The organism is Anabaena cylindrica UHCC 0172, assembly GCF_034931625.1.
Classification (GTDB): Bacteria; Cyanobacteriota; Cyanobacteriia; order Cyanobacteriales; family Nostocaceae; genus Anabaena; species Anabaena cylindrica_A.
The window spans coordinates 1-12,075 of record NZ_JAYGGY010000138.1 but is presented as its reverse complement, the minus strand read 5'-3'; the positions used below and the strand labels follow the sequence as shown (position 1 = coordinate 12,075).

12 protein-coding genes are annotated in these 12,075 nt (G+C 38.2%); 7 read left to right on the top strand and 5 right to left on the bottom strand.

What is annotated here, in order from left to right:
• Positions 1–222 precede the first annotated feature (222 nt).
• The 3 genes from VB713_RS27625 to VB713_RS27615 all read right to left on the bottom strand — a co-directional run bounded on the left by VB713_RS27625 (position 223) and on the right by VB713_RS27615 (position 4,203).
• Complete coding sequence (locus VB713_RS27625; RefSeq protein ID WP_323314684.1) at positions 223–1,137, bottom strand: YihY/virulence factor BrkB family protein; 915 nt, start codon at positions 1,135–1,137, stop codon at positions 223–225.
• A gap of 1 nt (position 1,138) precedes the next feature.
• Complete coding sequence (locus VB713_RS27620; protein WP_323314683.1) at positions 1,139–2,899, bottom strand: DUF389 domain-containing protein; 1,761 nt, start codon at positions 2,897–2,899, stop codon at positions 1,139–1,141.
• A 65-nt stretch (positions 2,900–2,964) separates the two neighbouring features.
• Positions 2,965–4,203, bottom strand: coding sequence for a transposase (locus VB713_RS27615; RefSeq protein WP_323314682.1), 1,239 nt, complete (start codon positions 4,201–4,203; stop codon positions 2,965–2,967).
• 373 nt (positions 4,204–4,576) lie between these two features.
• Between VB713_RS27615 and VB713_RS27610 the strand changes: the two genes are divergently transcribed.
• The 6 genes from VB713_RS27610 to VB713_RS27585 all read left to right on the top strand — a co-directional run bounded on the left by VB713_RS27610 (position 4,577) and on the right by VB713_RS27585 (position 7,515).
• On the top strand, positions 4,577–5,035 hold the full coding sequence (locus VB713_RS27610) for a hypothetical protein (protein ID WP_323314681.1): 459 nt from the start codon (positions 4,577–4,579) through the stop codon (positions 5,033–5,035).
• A 101-nt stretch (positions 5,036–5,136) separates the two neighbouring features.
• Positions 5,137–5,439, top strand: a complete 303-nt coding sequence (locus VB713_RS27605) for a hypothetical protein (protein ID WP_323314680.1) — start codon at positions 5,137–5,139, stop codon at positions 5,437–5,439.
• The gene (locus VB713_RS27600; RefSeq protein ID WP_323314679.1) at positions 5,436–5,921 is read left to right on the top strand and encodes a hypothetical protein; all 486 of its coding nucleotides are present in this window, start codon (positions 5,436–5,438) and stop codon (positions 5,919–5,921) included. Before VB713_RS27605 ends, VB713_RS27600 begins: the two co-directional genes overlap by 4 nt.
• Before the next feature lie 103 nt (positions 5,922–6,024).
• Positions 6,025–6,618 (top strand): Uma2 family endonuclease, encoded by a 594-nt coding sequence (locus VB713_RS27595; RefSeq protein WP_323314678.1) that lies wholly within the window; start codon positions 6,025–6,027, stop codon positions 6,616–6,618.
• Between the two features lie 76 nt (positions 6,619–6,694).
• Complete coding sequence (locus tag VB713_RS27590) at positions 6,695–7,099, top strand: hypothetical protein (RefSeq protein ID WP_323314677.1); 405 nt, start codon at positions 6,695–6,697, stop codon at positions 7,097–7,099.
• A complete protein-coding gene (locus tag VB713_RS27585; RefSeq protein WP_323314676.1) occupies positions 7,096–7,515 on the top strand; it encodes an HNH endonuclease in 420 nt (139 codons plus the stop codon). The genes VB713_RS27590 and VB713_RS27585 overlap by 4 nt, the downstream gene beginning before the upstream one ends.
• Before the next feature lie 39 nt (positions 7,516–7,554).
• Here VB713_RS27585 and thrC read toward each other — a convergent pair whose 3' ends face one another.
• On the bottom strand, positions 7,555–8,646 hold the full coding sequence (gene thrC / locus VB713_RS27580; RefSeq protein WP_323314675.1) for a threonine synthase: 1,092 nt from the start codon (positions 8,644–8,646) through the stop codon (positions 7,555–7,557).
• 450 nt (positions 8,647–9,096) lie between these two features.
• Between thrC and VB713_RS27575 the strand changes: the two genes are divergently transcribed.
• Entirely contained in the window at positions 9,097–9,285 is a 189-nt protein-coding gene (locus VB713_RS27575) for a hypothetical protein (protein ID WP_323314674.1), read from the top strand.
• A 145-nt stretch (positions 9,286–9,430) separates the two neighbouring features.
• Here the strand turns inward: VB713_RS27575 and VB713_RS27570 are convergent, their stop codons facing one another.
• Complete coding sequence (locus VB713_RS27570) at positions 9,431–11,785, bottom strand: hypothetical protein (RefSeq protein ID WP_323314673.1); 2,355 nt, start codon at positions 11,783–11,785, stop codon at positions 9,431–9,433.
• Positions 11,786–12,075: the final 290 nt, after the last annotated feature.

The window sequence follows — 12,075 nt, the reverse complement described above, 5'->3', positions numbered from 1 at the left end:
TGGTAATTGGTGATTGGTAATTGGTAATTGGTGATTGGTAATTGGTAATTGGTAAACTTCCTCGGTTCTTAGCTTTGTAGGGTGCGTCAGACTTGATAATTTACCAACAATCAACAGATATTTAATATCTGTTGCACCTGACGAAAGAAAAATATTCTTCTTCCTTCTTCTTCTTCCTTCTTTTTCCTGACTACTGACTCCTGACTCCTGACTCCTAAATTCTTATATTGACTGATTTATATTATTTGTTTTGTCAAATTGCTCCCTTTTTGTCTGTATAAATTCACCAACTGTTACATTTAATTGGTTGCCAACAAGGAGAACAGAGGCACTCATCCACAACCACAACATTAGTACTATAAAAGTTCCTACCGTACCATAAACTTTATTATAGTTTCCAAAATTGCTGACATAAAGCCGAAATAGTGCAGAAACTAACGCCCAAAATATAGCTGCTAAAATTGCCCCTGGCATCAATGGTATGCCTGGTTTCCACACGCTCGGTCCATAACGATAGACTAAGCTGAATGTGGCAGCAACAATAACCAAGGCTAAAGGCCACTGTAACAGTTTCCAAAGAGGTAATAAGAATGCTAAATAAGGATTGCTATTTACCACCATTCCTAAAAGTAAATCACTAATAAATACTAAAAAAGAAGCCAACATTAAAAGTAATATAGTACCAATTGTTAATCCCAAAGAAATGAGTTTAGCTTTCCAAAAGGGACGCATATCTTCGGGAGAAATTTGTTCGATTTGATCAAAGGCAGTCATGGCGGTACTGATGGCACCAGAAGCTGTCCAAAGGGCGATCGCAAAACTAGCAGAAAACAAACCCCTATTTTTAGGTTCAGTAATCTCTGTAGTAGCAAAATCGCTAATTAAAATCCACGCATCTTCGGGTACAATCTGACTCAGTTGCACTGTTAGTTGAATAAAGGTGTTTTGCAATGATTCCCCTGCTAATCCAATGGCTGTCAGCACAGCAATAACAGCCGGAAATAGGGATAACATGGCATTAAAGGCAATTTCTGAAGCCAGTCCCAAAAGTCTTCTTTCCATAGTCCTGGCAAAGGTTTTCTTCAGTGTTCGCCCATTGATGTGACGAAAAAACCTGATAAAATGAGTTTTAAACATATTAACGTGGCTCTGGCAGAGTTTCCTGTGGTGGCTTATTCAGTGATTCTACTGTAATTTGAAATTTGACATTGCGAGTAGGTTCTGTACCTATTTGCGTATCTATCCTGTAGTTACTGATTTGCCACTTTAATCGTAGGTAGTCTATGATGGCTTGCGATCGCGCTTGAATGATATCTTGTGGCTCAGTTAGTTCCTGGTTAACTATCACCTCTAGGTTTAAATTAGGCTGTTGCTGTAAAATTTCACCAGCACGATCTAACAACTTAGCATTAGCTGGTGTCACTACCGATTTATCTTTTTCAAAAGAAATAATTCCTAAATTAGTTCCTATTCTCTGCATGATCACTTTAGCAGACTGGTAATCAAGCCTATTTTTAATATTATTTGCCAAAAGCATTTGAGCATCTCTATCAATGTCTCTTTCACTCAAATAGATTAACCGAATACTTAATGGTTGCAGAGGACTACTAATTAATTCGTAATTAATTAATTTTGCTGGCAAGGGAAGTTGTATATCACGTAAAGAAGACTGCACTTCTTGAAAAAAATTGGCTTGTAACTGAGCAATATTAACAACTTCTTCAACAGGTTTTTCTACATTTAATTGGCGGACAAGTTCATTTGATGCTGTCGGAATTTCAATCAGTTTCAATGCTAATAATTCTGGTGGTTTATTCAACCGAGAAGCCAATATTTGGATATAATTATTTTTTTCTTCATTCGTATATTCTTTACTGCTAAATACCTGAATTTGAATTGTCAGTCTATTATTTTTTTCTAAAGTCGAAATATTACTAATATAAGAACGTGTTTCACCATTAGGGAAATTTTCAAATTCCTTCTGCCATACTTCTGTCGCTGTTCTCCGAACTTTATTTTCCTGTTGCTGCAAAGCAATTTCGCGCCTGAGTTGGTTTAGAGATTGATTGAGTGGGAAACTAATTATGCCAATGGTTGTAAAAATCAATAAAAATCTACCAGGAAGACCTCCAATTTTTTTCAATTTATTGTATGCAGGTAATTTTTCTAAAATACTCTGCATCCACAAACTTTCTTTATCTGTTAGTCGCCATGCTTTTACTGTTTCTTTTACTTGATTATCATCAATATGTAAACTAAAAAAAACCAGCATTGCAGTGAATGTAATTGCTACTAAGTTGGTCAAAAATAGTAATCCCCCACCACTAGCTACCTGTAGTCCTTTGACTGAATCCACGCTAATTGCTACACCAATACCATAACCAACAACACATAAGGGGGGCATTAAGGCCACTGCAATAGCCACACCAGGAACAGAAGTTGCTACTCCTTTGGCTTCTTTACAAATTGCCACTGAACCGACTGCACCAGAAAATAAAGCCACTACCAAATCTAAGATATTGGGGCGAATTCTAGCTGCAATCTCAGTAGTCATTTCTTTAAATGGTAATACTGATACCAGGAAGACAGCAAAGGAAATGGCAATTATACAACTGAGAACAAGATTAAAAAGCGATCGCATAGCGAGGATGACATCACCCGTGGCCAATGCTAATCCATTAGCCAGAATACTCCCCATCAATGGAGAAATTAGCATTGCACCAATAATTACGGCAGCGCTGTTTAAGACCAATCCTAGTGTAGCAATGCCCGCAGCAAATAAAACCTGAATCCAATAGCTAACATCTTCCAGAGTTACTGATCTACATAGATCCAGGTATACTTGTTCCTTCCGAGCTTGACTAATTCCCAAGTTATCAGCAAACCACTGTCTAAACATATTTAACTGCTAACTAGATTTGAGTATCAGTAACAATATAGTTCCAAAAAGCATAGACAAATATCTCATGCTATTTGTTTGCCGGGAATAACCCCGATAGGGCGAACTACAACGCCCTCTATCCCTAGACTAAAAGCTGTCGGGACTACTTTTCTTAAAATATTCAAACTACCATTCATATCAGCGTGAATTAGTTTACCATTACCTGCTTTATAAAGCTTAGTTCTGATTCTTCGACCACTAAATTTAACTTCTTTCGAGTCAGCTTGTCCATAAGTAGGAATAGTATCTTGGTCTAAAAAAGAAGCTACAGAAGTGTAAGACTCCTCAGAAACCAATACCTTTATCCCCACTAATTTCGCCTTATAAATTAATTGCTGCACAAATCGAGTATGGGGAATACAAACAAAGTTTTGATTATTTTGTTTACCCAAATTAGCATTTTGCTTCCATAGTGGATTTTGACCAATTACTAAAGTTCCAATCCCGTACTTCACTAAATGATCAATAATTAACCGACTGGCTTTATGCAGATAATCATCAACTCGAAAATTCCGTCTTTTAGTTAAACTTTGCAGTTGTTTAGATGTCTTTTGATGACTTGGTAGTAAAGATTGCAATTGAGCTTTTCTTTGATTGTAATAACGATTAATTGATTTGATAATCCGCCCGGAAACCAGAACTGGGAAAAATCCCGGCTGGTTAGATGTTAAGGTTGCTAGATTATCTATGCCTAAATCAATCGCTGCTATAGAATTAGAGTCTAAACCATAATCTATCTCCTCCTTTTCATATACAGCTTCTACCACATAATGGTCAATTTTTGGGATAATCCTCACTTGATTGAGATGCACATACTCTACTTTTGTAGGAATGTGAATCTGTGTATGTGACAGATGAATCACACCAGCTTTCATTTTTGGTTTACTCACTGCCTGGGCTGTGTAAACTAATAAATGTCTACCTTTTTCTTTGTGTTTATATTTGGGTAATTTTGGTCTGCCTAAAAACTTCGATTTATCTTCTGTGTATGCTTTAATGGCTGCAAAAAAACTTAACCAGTTGCGATGTAATCCTAATAATACTTGTTGGGATACTTTAGCAGGTAAAGCTTGGTATGGTTCTGTGGATTTTAATTGTTGAGCTAAACAATTGTAGTCTAGATATTTTTGAGCAAGAATAAAGCTTTGGCGGATGTGGAAGTTAGCATAATTGTAGAGGTTTTTGGCAGCAAAACATAACTGATCAATCTCCTGATAATGGGGATGATTTTTTTGAATGATATGCCGCTCGACCACTTGCATACACTAGCTACTCTCTGTTGATATTAGTTCGTATATACTAACATATATTCCTACTTGTGTCTAAAAACATTCTCGCTCAGTTCCCTTTGCTCTGCCTGTATAGGTGATTTTAGCTGACTTCTCTGTTAGCAATGACTATATTTGTCTATAGATTCGGCGAAGTTTTACAATACAACAGAAGTCAGGAGTAGGAGTTTAGCACTGCGTTTTACCCCTACAGGAATGAAAGCATGATGTATGCCATATTTTGATTTCAACTTTGTATCTCATTTACCTACAATGTGCTGTAATAGCAGTAGCAATTTTTTCTCTAGTCTACTCATCTATTGGTTGTATTAAAAAGATTAAATACTAATTACTACAAAAACTTTCTATGACTCAAGATTTAACACAAAAATGGTTAGCGGAAATTCAAGCCCTGAAACAGCAGATGGCTGAACTTCAACAAAAACGTGATGAGGCTTGGGAGAGTTCACAAAAATGGCGACAACTATATAATACTGAATCGGAACAACGCCGTGCAGATGCCAAAATGCACCAACAAGCCATAACATCTATCAAGGCTGAACTTCAAAAATTGCAAGGTATAAACGCCGATACCATTGCTGAAAGTGCGACAACGACGATTGAGCCAGAATTGGCAGAACCAAAATCTTTAGAGCAATTGCAAGCCAAACTCATCGCTATTACTAAAGAACGCGATCGCTTAACCCAAGCTTTGAAAATCGAGCAAGATAACCATGCTCAAACTCGTAACAGCCTAACAACAGCCTTAGGTGATGCTATTGACAGTTTGACAAAGTTGAGAGGAGCAGGGGAGCAGGGGAAATAAGTCAGTGAACAGTTATCAGTTACAGCAACAGTCGTTTAGCTTTTGCTAACTCACCTTACCAAATAGAGACAGAAAGGCAAATAATGAACAATCTCTAATCAATGAATACAGCTGCTCAAGAACTACCTAACTTAACAGGAAAAACTCGCTCAGAAGCCTTAATAATTCTTATCAACCAAAGATTTGAATTTAAAACGCAAACTGAAGGGGGCTATGAAACATTTCAGCATCCTGATGGTAGCCAAATTCATATTAGACCAAATGGAGAAATTGTCCGCACAGGTCCTAAAATTAAAGCAGTAGATGCCAGACCTTACCGTCGTCGCTACAATCAATATGGGAATCAAATAGAATTTGTTTCTGGAGCTAATACTCATAATACTGGAGAAATTCTAAATTTATGACAACAACAATTACACCAAACCTCACCAGTTTTCTTGAAGATTTAAAAAGTGCTGATTTAGTTGGTATTTCTTTAAATCCTAAAAACCTGGGATTACGTCTTGATTTTACCTTTGGTCCTGAAGCTGATGATGTCGGTATTGAACTTTACCAAATTATTGATTTTGTTTTTTCTCAACCTCTAAATCCAGATGATGAAGATATTTGTTTTTGGGTAGGAGAAGTTAAACTCAACAAAATTGAAGACAATATTCATGGATTCTTATCTAAATTAGGATTTAAGCATAAATCGCGGACGAAAAAACCGTTTAAAGAGATTTTTAGAAATATTTTTCGTAAGTCCTTAAAATCCAATACATTTATTGATCAAAATGAACGGGTTAACACCAATTTACAATCACTCATTTATTTTCATTTGCAAGGCGATATTGATTTAGAGGTTGTGTGTAAAGATTATAAAATTTTTCAACAAATCAAAAATTAATAGGCGATTTACGTAGTCAAAGAAATGAAGCTCAACAAACATTTATTAACATAAATAGCTCAAGCTTTGTAGTAATCTGTACTAAGAGAATGGAATTATATTTATGGTTCAAACTCCTCAAGCACCAGTCAATTATTTTTCCTTTGAAGATTACTATGCCTATGATGATGGCACTGATAATCGCTATGAATTAGTGGATGGAGAATTAGTTTTAATGCCACCAGAATCAATTTTTAATTCTGATATATCAATGCGATTATTATTGGAATTGGGTAAGATAGTCCCTCTTCATTTATTACGATATAAAGAGATTATGATTGAGGTAAGTGGACGTAGAGCTAAGGTAAGAATCCCTGATTTATTAATCTTGGGTGAAGAATGTCGCGCTGCTTTAGAAACTACGAAAAGAGGAACAATTACCCATGAGATGCCACCACCATTAATAGCGATAGAGGTAGTGTCACCTGGTACTGAGAATGAAGTCAGAGACTATCGTTTTAAACGTTCTGAGTATGCAGCCAGGGCAATTGCTGAATATTGGATTGTCGATCCTGTACAGAACAAAATTACGGTTTTATCTTTAGTAGAAGGCTTTTATGAAGAATTTATCTATACAGGTGATGATTTAATTAAAAGTGAAGTATTTCCAGAAATTGAGATTAAGGTAAGTGATATTCTCGTTCAGTCAATACCTTAGCCAAAAAAAGAGCCTTGATAATTTTTAGCAAAAGTTGATTACTGATTTAAGTCTTTAAAATGCCCAAATTAAATAAATGCCTAAAATGACTATTCCTATAACTATCAACTTACCAGAAAGTTTAATTGCATCTGTCCAGCGTCTTGGAGAAGCAACCGCACGAGAGGTATCAGATGTTTTGGTTGATACTCTAGAAATAGTATTACCGACTTTAGATAACCTCTCAGAAATAAGTATTCATACAAAAATTGCTGATATTTCCGATCAGGAAGTCCTAGAATTAGCTAATTTAAAAATGGATGCAGTCCAAAATCAACGTCTGGGAGAATTGCAAGCTAAAGGAAAAAATACTGGATTAACAACAGCAGAACGCTATGAACTTTTAATCTTAATGTCGCTTTATCAAATTGGACAGTTAAGAAAATCTGAAGGTTTAGCTGAAGCAGTTAGACGGGGAATAAAAACTCCTTTATCACCATGAGTTCTCTATCTGAAAAAACACGCCAGAGGGTTAGAGAACAGGCAGAAAATCGCTGTGAATATTGCCTCAGTCATCAAGATTATATTATGGGCAGATTGCAAATTGACCATATCCAGCCTTTAGCTAAAGGAGGAGATGATAGAGAAGATAATCTGTGTTTAGCTTGTGAATTATGTAATCAAAACAAATGGACACAAACTGAGGATTTAGATCCTCAATCTGGCGAAATAGTTTCTTTATTTAATCCTCGTCAACAAAAATGGCAAAAGCATTTTGCTTGGAGTACAGAGGGAACAGAAATTATCGGTCTAACTGCCTGTGGTCGTGCTACAGTCAGGGCGTTGAGATTTAATAATAGTTTAGCTGTTACTGTGCGTAAAAATTGGGTTAAGGCGGGTTGGCATCCACCAAAATAATCAGTCATTACCCAACCTTTTTTAACCCCGAAAATTCGTTCAAAATCCCATTGCTTCAGCTACGGCTTTAACTTCCGCTGCGATACCCTGTTTAAATTGAGCATGACTGTGTTTAATTGCGGTATCTGGGTCTTTTAAACCATTACCAGTTAAGACACAAACCACTGTTGCACCTGTGGGAACTTGGTCTTTTACCTTTAACAACCCAGCAACAGAAGCCGCACTAGCAGGTTCACAGAAAATCCCTTCTGATGATGCTAAAAGCCTATAAGCGTCGAGAATTTCTTCGTCTGTGACAGCGTTGAAACTGCCTTGACTAGCTGACTGAGCAGCGATCGCTTTATCCCAACTAGCAGGATTACCAATTCTAATTGCTGTGGCTAGGGTTTCCGGATTTGCTACAGGTTGACCATATACCAAAGGTGCAGCACCAGCGGCTTGGAAACCCATCATTTTCGGCAAGCGATCGCACTTCCCATCTTGATGATATTGACAAAAACCCATCCAATAGGCTGTGATATTTCCCGCATTTCCCACGGGAATACACAACCAATCGGGAGCATTACCCAAGGCATCAACAACTTCAAAAGCCCCTGTTTTTTGACCCTCTAAACGGTAAGGATTGACAGAATTCACCAAAGTGATGGGATAACTATCTGCCATTTCCCGGACAATTTCTAGAGCGCGGTCAAAATTTCCTTTGATTGCTAATACCTCTGCCCCATAAAGCAACGCTTGGGCTAACTTACCTAAAGCCACATAGCCATCAGGAATCAACACAAAGGGTTTCATTCCCCCACGTCGAGCATAGGCAGCCGCAGCAGCAGAAGTGTTGCCTGTACTTGCACAAATGACCGCTTCAGCCCCTGCTTCCTTGGCCTTAGAAATTGCCATTGTCATCCCCCGGTCTTTGAAGCTGCCAGTGGGGTTAAGACCATCATATTTAACAAATACCTTGACCTGTTTCCCAATGCGTTCTGCGATCGCTGGAACTGGGATTAAAGGTGTGTTCCCTTCCAGCAGAGTCACGACAGGGGTATTTTCGCTGACAGGCAAGTATTCACGATAGGCTTCTATCAGTCCTGGCCAGGGTTGGCGATGGGATTTAGCAACAGACAAGCTCAAAGTCACAGGATTCAAAACTTCTTAACTAGGGATTTAGAATGGGAAAAATGGGCTTTTATCAAACAGAATACAGGAGTCGGGAGTCAGAATTCAGTTGGGTATTTTATACGAATAGCGGATGTATAAGTGGGTTTAAACCCCTACCAAATCTATGATTTAGTGATTTTTAATTAGTAGGGGATACCCCTGCGGAAAGCAAGCTACAGACTCGCTACTAATTAATTCTGACTCCTGGCTACAGACTCCTGACTCCTTCTTTAAATTATTGTGTCAATAACTTTACCACGCTGAGGTGTTATCTCTGGAACAGAGTTGCTATCATCGTAGTCTCTTATGGTTAAAGGGAAAACCCATCAGACTATGTGATTGGAGGTATACAATGTTTTAAGAAAGTTTAAGATGACATTATTATAATATCTCCAATGGTGTGAGTTCAATTTGCAAATGAATATAACTATGTCCAATTTGTCATCCAGTGTTACCAGTTGCGAATCCCATAGCGAACTAGTCAAAAAGCTCACCAAAGCTTATTATCGAGACGACCAGCAAGAGAAATTTATAGGCTTGCAAGCAGAAGTAGATTCTCTGCTCGAACAATTACAGAACCTGAAGAGCCAAAAGACAGTATCTTCCAGCCACGAATAATAAATCGAGTATCGAGTATCAAGTGCTGAGTACCGAGTACCGAGTGTTGAATAACCCCAAATAGCTAAATGCAAGGTGGTTAGTAAAACGTGTCGAAGTTAAGTTCTATTAATTTTACTCAGAACTCAGCACTCAAAACTCAGCACTATTCAAAGCGCTGATTAGTGTCTGACCAGCGCTTTAAGCTATATGTATTAGCACTTTCCACTAATAAAGCTAGAGATTGATCACTAGTTAGTTTAGCGATTGCAGTCAAATTCTGCCCTGACTCAGAGATAAAATCGTTATAGATAGTCTTGCCATTAGTCCTAAAAATCAGAGTCCGGGGGCGAATCTTATCATCTTCATTCCCCAAGTTTTCATTTTCTGGCTGAGTCAAAGAAGCGATCGCAGAACCAGAAATAGTCAACACCACATCAAGATTACCGTCATTAGTGACATCAACCATCTGCACAGGCCAACTACCCATTTGTGCTTTCATCTTCTCAAAGCTAGGAACTTGACCAGAAGGAACATCCCCAGACTGCTGCAAAGTACGCCATACATTCGGTAAAATTGCTTGTACTCCTTGGGGATTCTGTTGATTCAGTTCTTGAATAGCGATCGCAGATGGTTGTACCCATTCTAATGCAGCCGAAGTCAGAGCTAGAGGTTTAGGGTGAATAGAATCACTTTCCTGTTCGGGAATAGAATCACCAACCGCTAAAAGTCGCAACACCCCGCCTCGCATTTGTACTGCTTTGATAGTAGCAGTGTTAATTTTTTGTTCTCCATTACTCTCCCAAACAACTATCTGAATAGACTTATCAGTTCTAATTCCTAAAACTCTTGTCCAAAATTGGCTAATCTGAGTTTTCGGTAATCGCAAATCAGAAAACGGGTAACTCAACCAACTTGTACCATTATGGAATGCACTCACTTCCACCTGATACCATACTTGGTTCTCCGTAATTTTAAAATCGGCTTGAGGATCTATTGATAGCCAATCAGCATTATTAACTTGAGTGATTTTCTTTACCCCACCAATAATCTGACTAACATGAGGATTATTTACCTGCTCATCGAGTTTAGCGAACAGACCTTGAAGATAGGGTAGAGTTTCTTGAGTAATATTTGCTTGTCCCTCTATCCACAAATCAGCACGATCTTCTCCCCTTTGTACAGCAAAGATCAGATATGCCCAAGCTAACACAGCACGTCTAGTAGGATTGAGTCGCAACGCCACCGTTGTCCGATGCCATAACTTACCCTTATCTGTTTTGAGTAGATTATAAATTTCTTTACCTTTTTCAGGCGATTCTATCAATATCTGTAAAGCTTGCTCCCAGCGACCATCAAGTAAATATGTCAGCACTTGTTGACTAGGACTAGCCCAACTTTGATCAGCTTGAGTTTTGGTAAATTGAGAATGCAGGCGAATTAAATCTATTTGCGCCTGTGCGGCTTCTGGATAAGGCTTTTTGCGCTCTTTCACCAGAGATGTCAACCAAGCATCAGCAGGTGTCCACAGTCCATTGCGAGCTAATAACAGAGAGTTTTTATAACCAAAATCTTCACTTTCTGGTTTTTTGAGGTCAATTACTTCCAGTAACAGGGAATTACTAACTAACTTGCCAGGCTTAACTTGATAAACTTGCAAATGCGGCTCTAAACCTACTGTCTGATCTATAACTAACTCTTTAGCACCACCACCAGTCACTTCCTGCCATTTAGGTAGCTGTCCATTAGGATTTTTCCAGGCTAAAATCTGCTGTAAACTGCGATTTTGTGGATTGTAGTGAACAATTCGACCATAAGCAGTTTTATTATTATTGTCTTGTGTGCTATTACCCCACAAATCAAACCAGAAACCTGCTGATGTCGAATTCTCTAAAGCTTTTATCTCAGTTAAAGGTAAGTTCATACTTCCCTCCTGAGTTTCTGACTCGGAAACATTTTCACCCAACACAGACTCCACAAAAGACTCTGTCAGCCCAGTAACAGACAGTTGCGTGACTAGATGGTAGTATTTTGTTGGTTGAAATTGAAACTCTAGGTCTTTTGATAGCGCATAAACCCTCAATTCCACAAGTTCTTGACAATCAGACTGACAATTTTTGCGTTTTTGAAAAACTGGTAGTAGAAATAACTTTTTTTGCTGATTATCTAAAGATAAACTTTCCCCAGCTATACGGTTTTGTTTACTTAAGGTGAGTTGAATTTCCGGAAGTGTGTAGGAGACATCTTTCTTACTCAAAGGGATTTGCGCCCATTTTGGTAAAACTTCATTTAGCCAGCTAATCTGTTCTGGATTCAGGATGTAGAGAATGCTAATCCAGCCAACACCCACAATCATACCAGTACTGCTCAACAAAATAGTCAGCGCTAAAGTTGATATTAACCAACTGCGCCATTGAGGTGGTTTCTGAGATGTTTGATTCGTCTTTTTCAATGCCTCATCTGCACGGTGCTGATTAGTTCGAGCAGCTTTTGGCTTCAGCTTACGCCTGTTGTGTGCCATTTTAGTTTTCAGTCAATGCGAAGAGTCTTTTGAGGCTGAGTATTTTTGCTTTGATACTCGTGCTTTGGGCAATTGCCCATAATGATGAAGTTTAAATTTTTACATTGTACAAAAAAAGTACAATTTATAAGAGAATAGGCTGACAACCCCGAAGTTTACTCCTCAAAACCCAAAAAGTTAAGTAGGCAGCAAAAAGAATATTGCAAGAGATTAGCATATTCCGTGATCCAATCTCGTAAACTACCCACCACCAATTGCTAAGAGCAATATGGTGGGGGCTTTAAAAGTCC

Bases quoted from the DNA above. Each gene is read 5' to 3' on its own strand.
- VB713_RS27620 (WP_323314683.1), bottom strand. From the start codon at position 2,899: ATGTTTAGACAGTGGTTTGCTGATAACTTGGGAATTAGTCAAGCTCGG.
- VB713_RS27600 (WP_323314679.1), top strand. From the start codon at position 5,436: ATGACAACAACAATTACACCAAACCTCACCAGTTTTCTTGAAGATTTA.
- VB713_RS27570 (WP_323314673.1), bottom strand. From the start codon at position 11,785: ATGGCACACAACAGGCGTAAGCTGAAGCCAAAAGCTGCTCGAACTAAT.
- VB713_RS27585 (WP_323314676.1), top strand. From the start codon at position 7,096: ATGAGTTCTCTATCTGAAAAAACACGCCAGAGGGTTAGAGAACAGGCA.
- VB713_RS27625 (WP_323314684.1), bottom strand. From the start codon at position 1,137: ATGTTTAAAACTCATTTTATCAGGTTTTTTCGTCACATCAATGGGCGA.
- VB713_RS27610 (WP_323314681.1), top strand. From the start codon at position 4,577: ATGACTCAAGATTTAACACAAAAATGGTTAGCGGAAATTCAAGCCCTG.
- VB713_RS27615 (WP_323314682.1), bottom strand. From the start codon at position 4,203: ATGCAAGTGGTCGAGCGGCATATCATTCAAAAAAATCATCCCCATTAT.
- VB713_RS27575 (WP_323314674.1), top strand. From the start codon at position 9,097: ATGTCCAATTTGTCATCCAGTGTTACCAGTTGCGAATCCCATAGCGAA.
- VB713_RS27605 (WP_323314680.1), top strand. From the start codon at position 5,137: ATGAATACAGCTGCTCAAGAACTACCTAACTTAACAGGAAAAACTCGC.
- VB713_RS27595 (WP_323314678.1), top strand. From the start codon at position 6,025: ATGGTTCAAACTCCTCAAGCACCAGTCAATTATTTTTCCTTTGAAGAT.
- VB713_RS27590 (WP_323314677.1), top strand. From the start codon at position 6,695: ATGCCTAAAATGACTATTCCTATAACTATCAACTTACCAGAAAGTTTA.